Here is an 18,361-nt window from a genome sequence, read left to right as displayed (position 1 = left end):
GCCATGGATCGGAGGAGGTTGGACAGCAAATGAAAAGGGACATCGATTGGGACCAGTATCCGGCACTATCGAACGACATTCATTGGGGCGTTGTAAAGGCGCGGTATGTGTGCGACGACGAGCTCGATGAAGGCTTGGTCAGCAATGTGACCATCCTCCCCTTTGCGGGGGATCGGTGCGTCGTCTTTCAGGTTGCGGACGGAAGCTGGGAGCTTCCTGGAGGGACGCTGGAGCCGGGAGAAGGATATATGGATGCCTTGCGCAGGGAAGTGAGGGAGGAGCTGGGCGCAGAGCTGGAATCCTTCCGGCTGATCGGACAGTTTCACTGCGAATCGAGCGCTCCCGGCCCGTTTCGGCCCCATATTCCGCACCCCCGTTTTGTTCGAGCGGTCGGTTACGGGGAGGTGAGGCTCGCATTCGAGCCGCTTAACCCGGAGGGAGCCGAGCAGGTTATCGCTGTGGAGACCGTGGAGCTGGACGAAGCGGTCCGAAGGTTCGTTCAGAATGGACGGGACGATATCGCCGAGCTATACCGACTTGCCTATGCTTGCAGGAAGCGGGACAGGGAAGAAGCTGACTGAAGATATTTTATTATTAACCGTACATTTACGTCGTACCACCTAGGGGAGTAGATATGAGAATGGAAGAGCAGCTGATTCGTCTAGTGACGGAATGGTCCGGCGAGATTCCTGTCTCTATAACGCCAATGTCGTTCGGGCATACCAATCAGGTGTTTGCCGCAGTCTTCGCTCACCGGGAGTTGATTATCCGGACGAATACGGAGCCGGAGGTACTGGCATATACGGGGAACAACTTGAGCATTCTCGCCAGGCTCGGCTTGCCGGTATTAGCTGTTCTTGCGGTCGATCTTACCAAGAAGCAGGTTCCGTGGGCTTACATGATCCTTGAGAAAATCCCCGGACAGGATTTGCGCGACGAGCTTGCTGCTATGAGCAGAGAGCAGATGCGCGTGTTAGCCGGACAGATCATCTCATTTCAACACCAAGCAGCCAAGCTCCCTGAAGGGAAAGGCTACGGATGGGTACCCATCGGTCGGCCGGGGCCGTATGCCTCTTGGTCCGAAATCATTGAGCGGGATTACGATCGTCATCTTCCTCACATCCTGGATGACATCGACCAGGAGCTTATTGGCAGGCTGGCTTCCATCAAGGAGCATTATGAGCCTTACTTTAAGAGAGTCCGGCCGATCTGTTTTCTGGATGATGTGACGATCAAGAATGTTATCGTACGGGATGGGGAACTGCAGGGGATCGTGGACTTCGACTGGGTCTGTTACGGAGATCCGCTGTATATGATCGGCCTCACCCAGACAGCCGTTGTTTCCGATATTGGTCCTGCTGGCATGCCTTATATCGAGGAGTTGTGCACCCAATGGGGCGCCGATGCGGACCAGCTGGCCGTCATCGATTTCTATTCAATGGTTCACGCACTGCAGTTTATCGGCTTTCACAAGAAGAATGGCAGCGATCCGGAGCGCAAGCGCCTTCGTTCCTTCCTGATCGATAAAATAGTCAATATGCCAATAAAACCGCATGAGCCCAAATAGGGTTCATGCGGTTCTCTGCATTCTCAAGCTAAGCTATACTAAAACCTAAAGGTAAACCAAACTGGACGAGAAGCTTTGCCGCACTGCCCGAGGAAGGACTAGGAGGCGGTAAATCCGACCGGGGCTTTGTCTCTTTCCTTCGTATCGACCGCTACGTATCGGATCGCGGACAACGGAATGTACAGCATTTCATACTCATCCTTGTATTTAATGAATGTGTCCTCGATTTCCTCAAGCGTACCTCCGCTAACGCAGCCTCCGTCAATAAAATGAACGGCCGCCTGTTGTTTCAGCAAATGCTTCAGCATCATCGTGAGCTTCACTCCTTTAATTTATAGTGCCATGGACTCGTGAGCAATGGACCGGGGCATGTTGTTCACTGATCGCACCGTGTTTCATTACAGCTTGGTTACGATCTCATCAATGATCCCGTATTCCAGCGCTTCCTCTGCGGTCATGAAATAATCGCGGTCCATATCCCTCTCCACCCGTTCGGCTGGCTGCCCCGTACGCTCGGCCGTAATTTGAACCAGCTTCTCGCGGGTCTTCAGAATCCGTTTGGCGGTGATGGCAATATCGCTGGCCTGACCTTGGACGCCACCAAGCGGTTGATGGATCATAATCTCGCTGTTCGGAAGAGCCAGCCGTTTGCCTTTCGCACCGGCAAGCAGGAGAATCGCGCCGTAGGAAGCGGCAAATCCTGTGCAGATGGTGCTGACTTGTGGTTTGATGATCTGCATGGTATCGTAAATTCCAAAGCCTGCGGATACGGAACCTCCCGGACTGTTGATGTACATATGAATATCCCTGTCCGGATCCTCTGCCGCCAGGAACAGCAGCTGGGCGATAACACTGTTCGCCACGGCGTCATCAATCGCCGCTCCAACGAATATAATACGGTCCTTCAGCAGCCTGGAATAAATATCGTAAGACCGCTCGCCCCGACTTGTCTGCTCAACCACATATGGTATTACGCTCATGTCTTTTCCCTCCGTATTCATTCAAGTTTCGTGATTCAGCAAGTAAACGATCCAGCCTGCGAAAAAGGTACGAAAGAAGCAGAAAAAAACTTTCGATATCCGAGTAACGATATGCAGCTTTCGTTCGTTTACTTATAAGATAACCTGACGATAATCGTATACAAAGGAGTTGGCCGCCGATGACCATCTATCGACCGGGTGGCACAGAATCAGATACGGGTTACAGCCTCCCGGAGCTGAATGCAACGTTGCACCGGTACTGTCTGTCGCTTACAAGATCTGATTGGGATTCGGATGATCTCATGCAGGATACCTGGATTAAGGTGCTGGAAAATATGAAGGACCGAACCCATATGAACCCCGAGGCGCTGCTGCTGCGAATCGCGAAAAACACCTGGATTGACCGGGTGCGCAGGGAGGGCGTTTACCGCCGGATTTTGGAGGATAAGCTGGAGCAGCTCCTCCCCACAGAATCCGATGCCCGGGAGGAAAATGCGCTCCATTTAGAAGTGACGTTTCAATTGTTGTTCAAGCATTTGTCGCCGCTGCAGCGGACGGTGCTGCTGCTTCGGGATGTCTATGAGTACAGCAGCGCGGAAACGGCTCAAATACTGGAGACGACGGAAGGCGCTGTGAAGGCTGCTCTTCATCGGGCGCACAAGGTTCTCCGTGACTTGGACCCCGAAGAAGAGCTGCTTCTGGACACGCCGGAGGATGAGGAGATGGCCGTAAACCTGCAAGCATTGGCGATAGCCTACCAAGCAGGCGATGTTGAGGCAGCCGTCAGGCTCATCCAGTGGAACAGCAGCGAAGTCAGCGCCATCGGCGTTTCACCGCTCCAGGCTCAATCCTCATTCGCCAATACGCTGATGCCATATAGCGTGGGCTATCAGCCGCAAGCGCTGATGGCGGCATAAGTTTAGACTGCTTAACCTACCCATTATTCGATGAAAAACCAGAGCGAGCTCTGGTTTTTTTGCGTTCGATCATGAGAAAAATTTCATTAAATCAAACTTGTAATTTATTGGCGGGGACCTAGGCATTATACTAGATAATAGCGAATCATCTAAGAGAAAAGGGAGGGTGCCTGTGCGTAATGAAGTGAGTCTCTACACCATGTGCATGGTACAGGACGGTACCAAGGTGCTGCTATTGAACAGGCCGGATTCGAAGGGATTCCCCGGGTATATCGCCCCTGGAGGCAAAGTTGATTTTCCGGAGAGCATCGTGAACGGAGCGATCCGCGAGGTGCGCGAAGAGACCGGACTTATAGTAAAGGACATTGTATACAAAGGGCTGGAGGAATCCTGCGAGCCGAACTCGGGGCATCGATACATGGTATTTAACTACTTGGCGACCTCCTTTGAAGGTGAACTGCTGGAGCAGCCTCCCGAAGGGGAACTTGTCTGGGTTGAGATTGATGACGCGCTGAAGCTGCCGATGCAGGATTGGTTTAAGCGCAGATTCCCGCTGTTCTTTCAAGACGGAACGTTCGAGCTGAGCGAGATATGGGATGAGAAGAACGATAGAGTATTAGAAGAGACCGCTCGCTATTATCCAGCGAGACTTCCACAGGAGGCCGGTTATTCCGGATCATGACAAAGGGGTTGGATCGATGAGAGTGAGAGCGGCAATATTCGATTTATATGAAACCTTGATCACGGAATTTTCGGATGGCAAGCGGATATTCCGGAGGCAGCAGGATGATCCCGATCGGCTGGGTCTCTCCCAAGATGAGTTCAAGCGGGAATGGAGGGCCCGCCAGGAGCGGAGGATGAACGGGTCGTTCCCGACTTTTCATGCCGTGATCCGGGATATTCTGGAGCAGCGAAGCCTCTCCTATCCCCATGAACATGTGGAGCAGCTGTATCGGGCGCGAGTTGAAGAGAAGGGGCCTCCCTTTCAGTCCATTCGTTCGGATATTCTGGAAATGCTGGACCTGCTTAAGAAACGGGGCATCAAGCTGGGACTGATCAGCAATTGCACGGAGGAGGAGGTCATTCACTTTGGCAGAAGCCCCTTGGCATCCTGCTTTGATGAGGTTATTTTCTCCTATGAGGTCGGTATGGCCAAGCCGCAGAAGGAAATCTATCTGATGGCGTGCGAACGGTTAGGGGTGACGCCTGAGGAGTCCATATTTGTGGGAGACGGCGGATCGGATGAGCTGCGAGGCGCCAGGGATGCCGGCCTGCAGCCTTACCATGCCTATTGGTTCAATACATATATAGAGAGCGGCTTCCGAAAATTGCATGCGCCTCTGGAAGTGCAGAACATCCTTGACCATCATTAGCGGACAGGAGGAATCGGGATGAACATCAGTCCGATTAATCATTTGTGCTTCTCGGTTTCAGATCTCGAGCGTTCGATCGATTTTTATCGGGAAGCACTTGGAGCAAGGCTATTGGTAAAAGGAAGGAAGCTCGCTTATTTTGATCTGAACGGTCTTTGGATCGCGCTGAATCAGGAAGAGACGGATCGTAGCCGAATTCACCGGACGTATACGCATATCGCCTTTACGATCGAGGATTGCGAATATGAATCGGCGCTGGCCAGGTTGAAAGCGCTTGGCGTTGAGATTGTTCCGGGACGCTCAAGAGATGAGCGGGATAAGAAGTCGATTTATTTTCTGGATCCCGATGGCCACATGTTCGAATTTCATACCGGTTCATTGCAGGATCGAATGGAATATTACCGGTCCGACAAATCCCATATGACCTTTTATGATGAATGAAGTGGTGAAATGGCTCAAGATCAGAAGGAGGAGGAGAGAAGATGAAGATATTCGTTGCCGGAGCAACAGGCGTCATTGGACGGCTGCTACTGCCGCAGCTCCTGCGTGCAGGGCATGAAGTAACCGGGATGACACAGAGCGGGGAACGCGGCTCCATAATCGAACAGTTGGGTGCTCGGGCGGTGGTTGCCGATGCCTTAGACCGGGAGCGCGTGATGGAGGCCGTGGCAACCGTGAAGCCTGACGCAATCATACACCAGCTTACATCGCTGAGCCAATGGAATCTTGAGGACAATGCGAGAATACGGAGGGACGGCACGCGCAATTTAGTGGATGCCGCCTTGGCCTCAGGGGTACCGCTAATGATCGCTCAGAGCATATCCTGGGCCTATGAGCCGGGGGATTCCCCCGCGTCGGAATCGGTACCTCTTGATATCGGTGCCCCAGATCCGAGAGGGATGACCGTTGACGGCGTGAGCGCCTCGGAACAAGCGGTTTCCGAGATGCCGCGTCACGTCATCCTTCGCTACGGGATGCTGTATGGACCCGGTACCTGGTATGATCGCGGCGGAATCATGGCAAAGCGGATCTTGCATCAGGAAGTGCCCGCGACTGAAGCGATGACGTCGTTCCTTCATGTGGAAGACGCAGCGAATGCCGCAGCTCTCGCTCTTGATTGGCCGTCAGGCATCTATAACATCGTGGATGACGTGCCGGCCAAAGGTACGGATTGGCTTCCTGCCTATGCTGACGCGCTCGGAGCGCCAATGCCGGAGCTTCGGGAAGGGAAAGCTCCTTGGGAGCGGGGGGCATCTAACGCGAAGGCCCGCGGTCAGCTGGGCTGGGTTCCCCGTTACCCGACCTGGCGGGAGGGATTCAGGTTGAGCTTAGGTAGATCAAACGATATCGATGAATGAATAGGCAGAATCCATATCCTACTTTATGCCCAATTTACCCTCCGAAGGTAACGATGAACGCCCGGGCTGTCGATATAACAGATAGACCGGAAAAAAAGCCTTGCCCAGGCTAGGTACAAAGGAGAGAAATAAATGAGCTTACACAGAAAGACAACGAAGCTTGCTTTGGTCGTTGTGATGATGTTGGCGATGGTTTTTCCAACCAGCGTATTCGCCGCCTCCGGGGATGTAACATCCATTGAATTTGATACGAATGAAAGCACCATCCACCTGATCGTAAACGAGACTACGGAGCAGCTCCGGGTGCTGGCCAACATTGAAGGAACGACATCCAAACGCGACGTAACCAATGAAGCGACATGGACCTCCTCCAATACGCGGATCGTCCGGGTAGACGGCGGACTTCTGACACCGCTGGAAAAGGGTTCGGCCCGAATCACGGCCAAATATAAAGGGGCCATCAAGACGATCGAAGTCAATGTCCAGTACGCCATTGATGAACTGAAGCTGGATCAGCCCGACAAAGCCGAGTACAAGCTCGGAACCGAAGGCTTGACGGTCAAAGCGTTGGCCGACGGGACAAATGATGTAACGACAGAAGCCAAATGGACCTCCTCCGACGAGAGCGTCGTGAAGGTGAATAAAGGCGAGCTGACGCTCGAAGGCCTTGGCACGGCGACCATTACGGCAGAGTACAAGGGACTCAAGGCATCATACAGCGTAAAGGTCATCGCTCCTTACCAGAAGCTTTCGATCGTACCAGGTGAAGATCAAGAGCTGTTGGTCGGGGATGCGCCGATTGAACTGAAGGTGTACGCGAAGCAATCCGAAACGGAGAGCGGACTCGGCACGGATGTCACCGATAAGGTCAAGCTGAAATCCTCCAACCCGGCAGTTGCGGACGTGGAGGACGGCAAGCTGAAGCCGGTGGCCTTGGGGAAAGCGACCATTAGCGTCAGCTATCTGGGCACTACCGCCAAGCTTGATGTGTATGTACGCAATCCATATGAAGCGTTGATTCTGGATCAGACTGATTTCGTAAAAAATCCGGTAATGTTTATGAACGAATCGGTGACAATCAAGACACTCGTTCGTAATGCGGCCACCTCTTCGATCGAAGTGAACGGAGAATGGACCTCCTCCAATCCGCTTGCCGTTACGGTAGACCAAGGCGTGCTTACTGCCCGCGCTGCGGGAACTTCCACCATTAAGGTCAGCTATCTTGGCATCAGCAAGGAATTCACCGTCAAGGTACATCCGACCGTGACGAAGTTCGAAGTGGAAGATAGCGATATCGAGCTGCTGAAGGATGAGTCCAAATCTTATCCTAAAGTTACGGGGCTTCTCCTGGATAACGAGAAGAAGGATTTCAGCGGAGAGGTTGTCTGGACTTCCAGTGACGAGAACGTGGTAACGGCAGAGAGCAGCAAGTTCAAGGCAGTCGATGCAGGAACTGCTACCTTGACCGGAAAGATCGGTTCGAAAGAGATAGCCACGGTTCGCGTTACGGTGAACGAGCGCGTCCTGGTTCTATTGCCTGAAATTGAAGAGTACCAGCTGGTCGTCGGCAAAACCGAGGCGCTGCCGAAAGTGAACGCCGTATTTGAAGACGGCGAGGAGAAGGATGTAACCTCCCTGGTCGAATGGTCGCTTACAGGTTCCTCTGCGGCTGCGGTCATCAAGGACGGTACGATTAAAGGCTTGACCAAGGGTTCAACCACGCTGAAAGGAACCTATCTTAACAAGGATGTCAAGATTCCGGTTGCCGTTGAGCAGGAAGTGGTCAAGATCGTTGTAGAGCCGGAAACGATTGAACTTAACATTAAGAAGTCCAAATCGATCAAGGCAACAGGCTATTTCAGCAACGGCAAGACCATCTCGCTTTCATCCAAAATGAACTGGACCTCTTCCGATACATCCATCGTGACGGCGTCCAGAACATCGGTTAAAGCGGTGGCCGAAGGAACGGCAACCATTACGGGGTCTTATCAAGGTAAAGAAGTTAAGGTGAAGGTCAATGTCGTGCCGAAGCTGAAGAAATTGACCGCCAGCGACAAGCGGCTGGACCTGAAGCCGGGAGATATCAAGACGGTTACGGTAACCGCCGAGTATGATACGGGCGCGACGGCTAATGTTGCGGATAAGGTCGTATGGACGACAAGCAACGCCAGCGTTGCCAAAGTGACAAACGGACGAATCGAGGCGATTGCCAAAGGAACTGCCCGAATTAAAGGCAAATTCGATTCGAAGACCGTCAGCATTACCGTTTATGTAAAATAAGAGAAAAACAGCAGCCCGCCTCAAACCATGAGGCGGGCTGCTGTTTGTTCCGGCCTGATGTTTGTCATGTCGTTACCGTGGTCCTAAAGCGCCGGACGGCTCACTGCGCAAGAGCTGCGTGCCGTAATCTGCTCCGCAGGGGCGAAGGCACCGCCGTCTTCGACGCTGCCGATGCTGACTAGGAGGTAGCCGGGGATGCGAGCTTTTTCCTCATTTGAAAGCCCTTGGTACCACTGCTCCAGCCAGTGCTTCACCATCTGGGCACCCTGGATGAAATCAAGGAAGGGAAGGCTCTCGAGGAACCCGATGCTTTCCTCTTGGACCATCGCAATTCCGCTGGCGGCAAACTCCTCCTTAAGGGAGGATACCGGAAATTCGTCCCCGTACATCCAGGTTCCGAGCTGCTCGGCAGCTTCTTTGCCTGCTCGGTATGGCAAGCATTCGGCATAAGGGGTGAGCACGAGGATCGTGCCTCCCGGCGCAGTGACCCGCTTCATTTCCTTCAGCATCCTGATGCGATCCTCCATCTGAAAATGCTCAAGCACACCGGCATTCCAAACAAGATGGAAATGTTGATCTGGAAGCTGCAGGTTGCGGATATCCGATACGACGAAGGTGCCGGGAATGTGATCTTTTAAGAATGCGTTCCGACTTTGATAGATCGCTTGCTCGGAATAATCCGCCAACGTGACCTCGGCTCCTTCGGATGCAAGGCGCAGCGAGATTTTACCGGTGCCTGAGCCTGCTTCGAGAATACGCTTGTTCCGGATATCTCCGATAACCCCGAGAATCTTATCGTAAATCGTTTGGCTGAGCGAATCCCAATGATACGACACTTCCTGTGTCCACAGCTGATCCCAAACCCGCTTCTGCCTGTCGATCTCTGGCATCGATTCTGCCTCCTCTTCATGAACCGGCGTATATTTAACGAACAGACGCCGAAACTCCTCCGATCCGCCATGAATATCCGCCAAATGCTTCCATCCGTAGGCGCCGTACTGATGAACCAGTCCTTCTTCATTTTTAGAAAAATCGGTTTCCCTTCCGGATAGTGACATCCGCTGGGCCATCGTGGCGTGGTAGACCCATGACTCCAGACAGCATTTCGGCCTCCAACCGGTTCGGGTTCCCATGTAATAGAGCATGCCAAGAAGCAGAGAATCATCCTCGTATCCTTGCTTGCCGGGCAGAAAGCGGGGGTCATAGCCGCCAATCTCCCGTAATGTCGCCGCATGATGCACAACCGGGTGCACGAAGCCTTCCATCACATCGCCTCGCGAAATCTGCTGCAGGGTTTCGATCAGCTTCCCGGAAGTTTCCGGCAGTTGAATGAATGTTCGAAGAGGCTGAAGCTCACCGCTCGACGTAACGATGCCGGGCGAAACCATCGGCTCGCCGGTACGGACAAGGTAGCGGATCAACGGCTCGCACCAGCCGGGAGGGAACAACATATCGATATGAATTTCGGATATATAACCGACATCCGGATATTCCTGCCAAATAAACTCGAAGCAGGATTGTCTTGCCCGGACGATGCCGGCGTTCGAGCCGTCGCCCAGGATTACGGGTGCATGGCCAAGGCGCTGCATCCATCGCCGAAGCTCCTCGTTGGAGAGGCAGCCTTGGTTATAGACAACGATGCCTTCATCGACGGAAATGCGCAGGCTGCGTAAAGCGAGCTCTGCCATCTCCAAATCTTCCTCGCGCGAGTCGGTGCGAACGAAAAACGGCAGCGTATGAATCAGTTTCATATCTCATCGCTTCCTTCTATGGTATCTATGATTCGGACCATTCAATAAGCGTTGGCGCTTCATCCAGAATGGATTCGTATTGGGCCCTCCACCCATAGCGCGCCTCCGGATCGAGACTCTGGTAGCGGCGGAGCTTGTTCAGCCTGTCCTCCGGCTTCGCCCATCCGTAATGCTGAAGGCGGACAGAGGACAGCTGATGCGGCAGGTCCAGAATGTTAGCCGGATAGCGGCCGCAATGCTGCGCGGTTTCCTTCCATTCATAGTGAAAATCCGGCCGGTAACGCACCAGGAACGGCCGGTAATAATGATGGGATCGCCAGCATTCGTCTTCCCGGTAATGGCTGTTGCTCCACATATCATAAAGCCGGAAGCAGAACACATCATAGACGGATTGACGTAACATCTTCGGCAGTTCTTTGGCAAAGCACGGCTCAAACCATTCGTCGGCATCCAGATTCAAAATCCATTCGGGCTGCACCTCCGTCAATGCCTGCCACTGCCGTTTCCGAAGTTCAATCTCGTTATGAAACATGGAGTGCTCATTCACGATCAGACGGCGCGGAATCCCTTTGAGAACCTCAAGACATACTTCAACGGTATTGTCCGTGCTGCCGTCATCAATAATAACCGCTTGATGAATGTACTCGCGGTGCCGCATCAGTGCTTGCCGCAAGTAGCGTTCTTCTTCATTTTTCAGGACCATAGTCAGCGTTAAGGACGGTTGATCCCGGCCGCGGCTAACCAGTACGGGGGAGAAAAGACGGGACCCGGGCAGGCTGGGATCCGACTGAGGAGGCTGAGGAGGGACCTCCTTGTTCAGGTCAGGATCAGCTCCGGTATGCTGCATATAGGCCGCCGCATCGGGAAGATCGCTGTCCCGGTAGACATGAAATGCGGGATAATGCGTATCCACGTACAACGTAAAGCCGAGTGCGGCAGCGCGAATACTGAAGTGCCGGTCCTCTCCCCAGAACGACAAATTATAAATCGGAGCATAATGGACACCGCAGAGAAGGGCCTTCCGGCTGATCAAGGTACAGGCTCCGAGCCCGCCGACTTCATAGATTCCCGGCTCCGTCAGCTGCTGAATGAATGCTTGGTAGCGCTCCTCCTTCTGGGCTTCGTTCAGGACTTCTCCCCGATGCTGAACCCACTGCGTGTACTCGTCCTTGAGCCATACTTGGGGCTGCGGCCTGGCTTCAGGCTGCCACCTCGTCCAGAAAATTTCGGACAGAATATCCTTGTCCGATGCAATTAGATGCTGCAGGGTGGCGGGATGCAGCAGCAAATCGGAATCGAGCAGAAATAGATAATCGAACCGCAGGTCAAGCGCGTATTGAATGATTTTATTTTTGTAGTCCGCGACCTTCCAGATTAACGAATCATTCCAATAATGCGTCGTTTCGTTACGCAGGTACTCGTCCCGGCGGTGGGCAGCTTGAATGATCACGCGCGGGCTTTGCAGTATAAATTCACTTAATTTCAAGCTGGAATCACGATCTGTATTGTCGTCAATGAAATAGTAGCTAATCTCAAGTCGTTCCCGATCAAGCCGGAGCAGCGAATCCAGGAAAAACTTTAAAATTTCCGGCTGCTGCCGGACAGGACTGCCGATCAGAACGCGGATTCGTTTCGTAGTCAATAGCAAGCGCCGCCTTTCTCCTGGCTTATAGGTCGTTTTCGTTTGGGTGCAGCCTGTTGCGGAAATACTCCCGGTTTGCCAGCATCGTGGCATCCTCTGGCCGATAGGACAATGCCTTCTCGTTATGTTCATTGGCCAGCTCGTACTTTCCGATCCGGTCATAGCAGACCGCGAGCTGGAGGTGGGGAAGCCAGGTATGAAAGGAGGCGTTTTGAAACCCCATATGGTCAGCGGGCAACTCAAGCCCGGTTGCAAGTGTATACCAGAAGACCGCGGTGGTGTAATCCCCTTTTTCCAAGAAGCGGTATCCGATGCGGCAGCAAAACTCCGGACGAGGCGCCGCATACTGCAGCGATCTCACCGACGCTTCGAACGATGCCTGAGCGTCGCCGAGCTCATGATGGCAATCTGCCAGCCTGCTGCAGGCTGCCAAAACGTCCTCGATCCAGCCTGATTGGGTCTCTAGAAATTTTTCGTAATATTCAATCGCCTTCCGGAAGTTGCGGTGATCTTTCCATTCATTTGCATAATAGAACAAATCACGCGGTGTGAACGCCTCGCCGGATGCCTCGAGCCTCTTATAGATCCGCAAGTTTCTGCCGGAGTCCGTGTCGATTTCCGAGCTGGCATGGGTAATCGCCACGTCACTGTGAATGATGTTTCCGTACACCTCCAAATACTCATGGACCGCACCGATCCAGCGGTAATCCCGGCTCCGCTTAACCAGACGGTTGCGCCGCAAGCTGAAGGTAACGTTGCCATATTCATCGGTACGCAGGTGATAAAGCATGGTCACAGAATCGGTGCTCGGATCCAGCGTGTCCTTCAAATGGCGGAGCTTTTGTTGATCATTCTCGAGCAGCACGTCGTCTGCATCCAGCCAGAGAATATAGTCTTTGGAGGCCAGACTGAAGGCATAATTCCGGGCGGCTGCAAAGTCGTCGATCCATTCAAAATCGTAGACCCGGTTCGTGAACGAGCGGGCAATGTTTTTGGTGCCATCCCTTGAGCCTGTATCCACAATGACGATTTCGTCCACGATATGCGATACACACGACAGACAGCGGTGAAGGACCTGCTCTTCGTCTTTGACAATCATGCACAGACTGATACTGACCAATCGCCATTCCCTCGCTTCCAACCTTCTTTAAATATTAAAGATATATTCATCTCCGCCAGTGATCTGAACCTGAAGAGATGTGGAACCATGCGATTTCGGGGCAATATCCGCGAATATCGGCGCCTGGCAGCCAATAGGCTAATAATAGATGGGAATGACTCGTCGTTAATCCACCCGTGCGATGCTGACTTCATTCCTCGAAGGGGGTCATATCTTGAGCATGCCGCTTATTCCCGAAGAGAAATTCAGACCGACCAGAGAGCAGGTCATTATCGACTTATTGAAATCCATCGCCATGGAGGAAAATGCTATCGCGCATTTGATGCATGCGGAGGCGGATAAAATAAAAGCCGTTCTTGGGCAGTCCGGCAAGCGGGTCGATATGTCCCGTGCCGACCTCATCAAGCTTGGCAATCAGGCAGCGAAGCTGATGGATGTCATTGTCATGAAGGAGTGGCTGCTTCTCCGCAAGCTAGAGAACGTCATGGAGCTGGGTGGTCAATGGGATGAAGATGATGAGGATGAGGAGTAGCCGATGAAGCATTCAGCGGGCAATGATGCCGAGCTTTTCGTGGTCAAGGAGCTGGTGTCATCGATTGAGGCTGCGGAGGCAGCATTTCGTGAGTATGTTTCGTGCATACAAGCCCTTCGAGCAGGACGGACCAGGAGTCATGAATCGACCAGCCTCAAAGGAAGCGCGGATGGGCATGTCCTCTCCATATACCAATATATTGTTGAAGCTAAAATAGACCTGTGCTGTGCTCTGACGGGCAATACGAAGGGTGACAAAGGGGGATTGGAATGAGCTGGATGGAGCTTTCGTCCGGCATGGACATTTCTGCGGATATCCGACAAAGCGTACTGCGGCTGCTTGCCTCCATCGCTATAGAAGAAATGGCCCTTGCCCATATCATCAACGCGGAGGCTGAGAAGCTGCAGTACATTGCCGGTACGCTGCATCCGGGCTCCAATCCCCCGGGAGATCTATCCTTTCCAGATTACATGGCGGTGCAGGCTTCTGCCAGAAGTCTAATGGAGGAAGTGACGATGCGGGAAATGATGCTGCAGATGAAATTCAATCAGATTGCGGCCTTGTTGAAGGATTAAAGTTAGCGGTATCTTCGATTGTAGGCATTGCTTGCGCGTAATGGAGTGACGGGAGGTGCCGTATGCGGGATGACAGTTCATCGAAAGTCAATCCAAGTGCTGTGCCGGATCGGGAGAAAGCCATTAATCAGCTGCTGACTTCCATCGCAATGGAGGAGCTGGGGTTAAGTCACATCATTCATGCAGAAGGGGAGAAACTGCAGTTTGTGCTGGGCACGATCCCTGGAGTTACAGGGCCTCCCTCATCGATTACGGATGTTCTGAAGGTTAATGAGAGCATCCGGCAGACCATTCAGGAGCTGACCAAGAAGCAGTTGGCGCTGCACAATAAATTAAGTCAGGTGCTGTCGCTGGTTCGTGGCGATCATGCACCATGCGGCTCTTGCAATCCAATGGATCCGAAGGGAGTGACCGGAGCGACAGGCGCAACTGGTTCAACTGGCGTAACCGGAGCTACGGGTGTCACAGGAGCCACAGGTGAGACGGGGCCAACCGGTGCCACAGGCCCGACCGGTGCAACAGGTGTTAGGGGTCCAACAGGTCAAACGGGTGCAACGGGGCCAACTGGCCCAACCGGGTCAGTAGGTGCAGCCGGAGTAACGGGAGCCACCGGAGCAACAGGAGCCACGGGAGCGACAGGCGAGGCTGGTGCAACAGGCGCTACAGGGGCGACAGGTGAGACGGGGCCAACGGGTCCGACCGGGGCGGTAGGAGCAGCCGGAGTGACCGGAGCAACAGGCGCAACGGGAGCGACAGGCGAGACTGGAGCAACAGGCGCCACGGGGGTGACAGGTGAGACGGGGCCAACGGGCCCGACCGGGGCAGTAGGTGCAGCCGGAGTGACGGGAGCAACGGGAGCGACGGGGGCAACAGGCGAGACTGGAGCAACAGGCGCCACAGGGGTGACAGGTGAGACGGGGCCAACGGGCCCGACCGGGGCAGTAGGTGCAGCCGGAGTGACGGGAGCAACGGGAGCGACGGGGGCAACAGGAGAGACTGGAGCAACAGGCGCCACGGGAGTGACAGGCGAGACGGGGCCAACTGGCCCGACTGGGGCGGTAGGAGCAGCCGGAGTGACGGGAGCAACGGGAGCGACGGGGGCAACAGGAGAGACTGGAGCAACAGGCGCCACGGGGGCGATAGGTGAGACGGGACCAACGGGTCCGACTGGGGCGGTAGGAGCAGCTGGAGTGACGGGAGCAACTGGAGCAACAGGCGCCACGGGAGCGACAGGTGAGACTGGTGCAACAGGCGCCACGGGGGCGACCGGTGTGACGGGGCCAACTGGCCCGACTGGGGCAGTAGGTGCAGCCGGAGTAACGGGAGCCACCGGAGCGACAGGTGAGACTGGAGCAACAGGTGCCACAGGGGTGACAGGTGAGACGGGGCCAACGGGCCCGACCGGGGCGGTAGGGGCGGCCGGAGTGACCGGAGCCACGGGAGCGACAGGCGAGACTGGAGCAACAGGCGCCACAGGGGTGATGGGCGAGACGGGGCCAACGGGCCCGACCGGAGCGGCGGGAGCAGCCGGAGTGACGGGAGCCACCGGAGCAACAGGCGCAACGGGAGCGACAGGCGAGACTGGAGCAACAGGCGCCACGGGGGCGACCGGTGTGACGGGGCCAACGGGTCCGACCGGAGCGGTAGGAGCAGCCGGAGTGACCGGAGCTACAGGAACCACGGGAGCGACAGGCGAGACTGGAGCAACAGGCGCCACTGGAGTGACAGGCGAGACAGGGCCAACGGGCCCGACCGGGGCAGTAGGTGCAGCCGGAGTGACGGGAGCAACGGGAGCGACGGGGGCAACAGGCGAGACTGGAGCAACAGGCGCCACAGGGGTGACAGGTGAGACGGGGCCAACGGGCCCGACCGGGGCAGTAGGTGCAGCCGGAGTGACGGGAGCAACGGGAGCGACGGGGGCAACAGGAGAGACTGGAGCAACAGGCGCCACGGGAGTGACAGGCGAGACGGGGCCAACTGGCCCGACTGGGGCGGTAGGAGCAGCCGGAGTGACGGGAGCAACTGGAGCGACGGGGGCAACAGGAGAGACTGGAGCAACAGGCGCCACAGGGGTGACAGGTGAGACGGGGCCAACGGGTCCGACCGGAGCGGTAGGAGCAGCCGGAGTGACGGGAGCCACGGGAGCAACAGGTGAGACTGGTGCAACAGGCGCCACGGGAGTGACGGGCGAGACGGGGCCAACGGGTCCGACTGGGGCGGTAGGAGCAACTGGAGTGACGGGAGCAACTGGAGCAACAGGCGCAACGGGAGCGACAGGCGAGACTGGAGCAACAGGCGCCACGGGGGTGACAGGTGAGACGGGGCCAACGGGCCCGACCGGGGCAGTAGGTGCAGCCGGAGTAACGGGAGAGACTGGAGCAACAGGCGCAACGGGAGCGACAGGCGAGACTGGAGCAACAGGCGCCACGGGGGCGACCGGTGTGACGGGGCCAACGGGTCCGACCGGAGCGGTAGGAGCAGCCGGAGTGACCGGAGCAACAGGAGCAACAGGAGCGACCGGAGTAACCGGTGCCACCGGTGCAACAGGGGCAACCGGTGCCACGGGGCTTACGGGCCCTAGTCTCGCAGAGACTGGTTTTTCGGCATTTTTGCCGTCACTTAGTTTAACGACATCCTCACAGCTAACAAACTGGACAGTGACATCACCCTACTATACGGATGCAGCCTTCAATCCAGTGACGGGGAATTTCACCGTTCCGGTAACGGGCAGATATGCGATCAAGGCGACCATAAACTATTCGACAACCACAGCCCTCACGGTTTCCCTTGGCGCTGGCGTGAATCCGGCCTTTGTGGCTCGGCGGACTTCACCGGTAACAACGAACCTGATTAGCGGCCTGTTTCCCGTCTTGAATGTCAACGTCGCCCTTGTGCTGACACTTCGGGCCGTACTCGGCAGCGGGGATGTTGCGTTAGCCGGTGACGTACAATTGAATGCCGGTGACGTGGTAGGACTGTTTTACGATGCTAACGGCCTTAACATTTCGTTGAACCTGGGCGGGGCGAACTCTGCAGGCATAGTGTGGTCGATGTTCCGGCTCACCTAAGTTAACGGCTTGTTCAGGGCAGCATGTGTGCTTTCGGGCATCATGCTGCCCATTTTGATGCTTTGAAAGCCTTCATAGGATGGGGATTTTATCCGATCTCTCGTTTTATACTGTGTCCCGGGTTGTGGCCCATTAGACTGTCATGGAACCTACCTCAACAATTAAAACGGATTTTGTCCTGGATTTACGGAAGGTGGAGTGATAAGATTTTCTCAAATTGTATCCATGCGATCTCATCGTCCGTGATGAGAGAAAGTGGGGGGAGCGATGAACATGGTGACCGTGTTTCAGTATGATGCGTTTTCGATCGTGCCCGACAAGGGGAATCCTGCCGGAGTCGTGCTTGATGCGGATCATTTGACGGAGGAAGACATGCTGAAAATTGCCAAACAGGTCGGATTCAATGAAACGACGTTTGTCATGCATTCGGATCAGGCGGATATTCGGCTGCGTTATTTTACGCCTGGTCATGAGATGAATCTATGCGGGCATGCGACGATGGCATCCATGTATGCACTCAAGACGAGAGGATTGCTGGATGCGAAGGATACGTATACGATCGAGACGAAGACGGGCGTACTGCCGGTCAGATTCGAAAATAACGACGTGCAGCCTAGCATCACGATGAAGCAGGATTCTCCGCAGTTTGTCGAATTTGAAGGCGATGTGGACTTGCTGGCCTCAGCGATCGGATTGCATCGTGACGAGCTTGATCTGACGAAGCCGATTGTATACGGCAGTACCGGAATCTGGACGTTGTTGATTCCCGTGAAGAAGCTGGACAGCTTCAGCCGGATGATTCCCGACAACCGCAAATTTCCGGAGATTTTAACGCAGAATCCCAAAGCTTCCCTGCATCCGTTCTGCATGGAAACGATAGATCCGTCAGCCCTGATGCATGCCAGACATTTCTCGTCCCCATATTCCGGCACCATCGAAGATCCTGTTACCGGAACCGCATCGGGTGTTATGGGCGCCTACTATCTAACCTACATACAGCCTGAATGGCCTTCCATACAGATGATGGTTGAGCAGGGACAGGAGATCGGCAAAGATGGGCGTGTCCAGGTTACGGTTGACCGCGAATTTGGGAAAATGGAGGTATACATAACGGGAACGGCGGTATTCGTGCGGGAATTTGAAGTGGATCCGGCGAAGGAGTAGACAATCCTATATGATTTAAAGCTATAAGGAGTGT

At 54.7% G+C, this 18,361-nt stretch carries 18 protein-coding genes; 13 read left to right on the top strand and 5 right to left on the bottom strand.

Translation table 11 applies throughout. The features are described from left to right. Positions 1–29: 29 nt before the first annotated feature. Together NST08_RS19915 and NST08_RS19910 are read left to right on the top strand one after the other, a co-directional pair. Complete coding sequence (locus NST08_RS19915) at positions 30–581, top strand: NUDIX hydrolase (protein WP_007127985.1); 552 nt, start codon at positions 30–32, stop codon at positions 579–581. A gap of 53 nt (positions 582–634) precedes the next feature. Beyond that, a complete protein-coding gene (locus tag NST08_RS19910) occupies positions 635–1,567 on the top strand; it encodes a phosphotransferase family protein (protein ID WP_341342204.1) in 933 nt (310 codons plus the stop codon). Positions 1,568–1,665: 98 nt separating this feature from the next. Here the strand turns inward: NST08_RS19910 and NST08_RS19905 are convergent, their stop codons facing one another. Together NST08_RS19905 and clpP are read right to left on the bottom strand one after the other, a co-directional pair. After that, complete coding sequence (locus NST08_RS19905; RefSeq protein ID WP_007127987.1) at positions 1,666–1,878, bottom strand: hypothetical protein; 213 nt, start codon at positions 1,876–1,878, stop codon at positions 1,666–1,668. 87 nt (positions 1,879–1,965) lie between these two features. Continuing rightward, entirely contained in the window at positions 1,966–2,547 is a 582-nt protein-coding gene (gene clpP / locus NST08_RS19900) for an ATP-dependent Clp endopeptidase proteolytic subunit ClpP (RefSeq protein WP_007127988.1), read from the bottom strand. A gap of 179 nt (positions 2,548–2,726) precedes the next feature. Between clpP and NST08_RS19895 the strand changes: the two genes are divergently transcribed. The 6 genes from NST08_RS19895 to NST08_RS19870 all read left to right on the top strand — a co-directional run bounded on the left by NST08_RS19895 (position 2,727) and on the right by NST08_RS19870 (position 8,475). Then, positions 2,727–3,464, top strand: coding sequence for an RNA polymerase sigma factor (locus NST08_RS19895; RefSeq protein WP_341342203.1), 738 nt, complete (start codon positions 2,727–2,729; stop codon positions 3,462–3,464). A 199-nt stretch (positions 3,465–3,663) separates the two neighbouring features. Beyond that, positions 3,664–4,146, top strand: a complete 483-nt coding sequence (locus NST08_RS19890; RefSeq protein ID WP_251537520.1) for an 8-oxo-dGTP diphosphatase — start codon at positions 3,664–3,666, stop codon at positions 4,144–4,146. Positions 4,147–4,162: 16 nt separating this feature from the next. Then, the gene (locus NST08_RS19885) at positions 4,163–4,837 is read left to right on the top strand and encodes an HAD family hydrolase (RefSeq protein ID WP_341342202.1); all 675 of its coding nucleotides are present in this window, start codon (positions 4,163–4,165) and stop codon (positions 4,835–4,837) included. Positions 4,838–4,855: 18 nt separating this feature from the next. Then, the gene (gene fosB, locus NST08_RS19880) at positions 4,856–5,278 is read left to right on the top strand and encodes a metallothiol transferase FosB (protein ID WP_341342201.1); all 423 of its coding nucleotides are present in this window, start codon (positions 4,856–4,858) and stop codon (positions 5,276–5,278) included. Between the two features lie 41 nt (positions 5,279–5,319). Continuing rightward, complete coding sequence (locus tag NST08_RS19875) at positions 5,320–6,195, top strand: NAD-dependent epimerase/dehydratase family protein (protein WP_251537445.1); 876 nt, start codon at positions 5,320–5,322, stop codon at positions 6,193–6,195. A 132-nt stretch (positions 6,196–6,327) separates the two neighbouring features. Next, positions 6,328–8,475, top strand: coding sequence for an Ig-like domain-containing protein (locus tag NST08_RS19870; RefSeq protein ID WP_341342200.1), 2,148 nt, complete (start codon positions 6,328–6,330; stop codon positions 8,473–8,475). A gap of 83 nt (positions 8,476–8,558) precedes the next feature. On the opposite strand, the gene NST08_RS19865 is transcribed toward NST08_RS19870, so the two are convergent. The 3 genes from NST08_RS19865 to NST08_RS19855 are packed head-to-tail and all read right to left on the bottom strand — an operon-like array spanning position 8,559 to position 12,988. Beyond that, the gene (locus NST08_RS19865) at positions 8,559–10,226 is read right to left on the bottom strand and encodes a class I SAM-dependent methyltransferase (RefSeq protein WP_341342199.1); all 1,668 of its coding nucleotides are present in this window, start codon (positions 10,224–10,226) and stop codon (positions 8,559–8,561) included. Positions 10,227–10,251: 25 nt separating this feature from the next. After that, entirely contained in the window at positions 10,252–11,868 is a 1,617-nt protein-coding gene (locus NST08_RS19860; protein WP_341342198.1) for a glycosyltransferase, read from the bottom strand. A gap of 25 nt (positions 11,869–11,893) precedes the next feature. Continuing rightward, positions 11,894–12,988 carry a glycosyltransferase gene (locus tag NST08_RS19855; RefSeq protein ID WP_007133282.1) on the bottom strand — a complete coding sequence of 365 codons (1,095 nt, stop codon included), beginning with the start codon at positions 12,986–12,988 and terminating at the stop codon, positions 11,894–11,896. 220 nt (positions 12,989–13,208) lie between these two features. On the opposite strand from NST08_RS19855, the gene NST08_RS19850 reads away from it, so the two are divergent. The 5 genes from NST08_RS19850 to NST08_RS19830 all read left to right on the top strand — a co-directional run bounded on the left by NST08_RS19850 (position 13,209) and on the right by NST08_RS19830 (position 18,327). Beyond that, positions 13,209–13,520 (top strand): hypothetical protein, encoded by a 312-nt coding sequence (locus NST08_RS19850; RefSeq protein ID WP_244152812.1) that lies wholly within the window; start codon positions 13,209–13,211, stop codon positions 13,518–13,520. Positions 13,521–13,523: 3 nt separating this feature from the next. Beyond that, positions 13,524–13,793, top strand: coding sequence for a hypothetical protein (locus NST08_RS19845; protein ID WP_007133280.1), 270 nt, complete (start codon positions 13,524–13,526; stop codon positions 13,791–13,793). Then, positions 13,790–14,095 carry a hypothetical protein gene (locus NST08_RS19840; protein WP_007133279.1) on the top strand — a complete coding sequence of 102 codons (306 nt, stop codon included), beginning with the start codon at positions 13,790–13,792 and terminating at the stop codon, positions 14,093–14,095. Before NST08_RS19845 ends, NST08_RS19840 begins: the two co-directional genes overlap by 4 nt. A gap of 62 nt (positions 14,096–14,157) precedes the next feature. Next, positions 14,158–17,163 (top strand): collagen-like protein, encoded by a 3,006-nt coding sequence (locus tag NST08_RS19835; RefSeq protein ID WP_341342197.1) that lies wholly within the window; start codon positions 14,158–14,160, stop codon positions 17,161–17,163. A 267-nt stretch (positions 17,164–17,430) separates the two neighbouring features. Next, entirely contained in the window at positions 17,431–18,327 is an 897-nt protein-coding gene (locus tag NST08_RS19830) for a PhzF family phenazine biosynthesis protein (protein ID WP_341342196.1), read from the top strand. The last annotated feature ends 34 nt before the right edge of the window (positions 18,328–18,361 follow it).

This window comes from Paenibacillus sp. FSL K6-1566, from assembly GCF_038050475.1.
Lineage (GTDB): Bacteria > Bacillota > Bacilli > Paenibacillales > Paenibacillaceae > Paenibacillus_AQ > Paenibacillus_AQ lactis.
The sequence above is the reverse complement of the archived record's forward strand: the minus strand, read 5'-3'. Positions and strand labels throughout refer to the sequence as shown.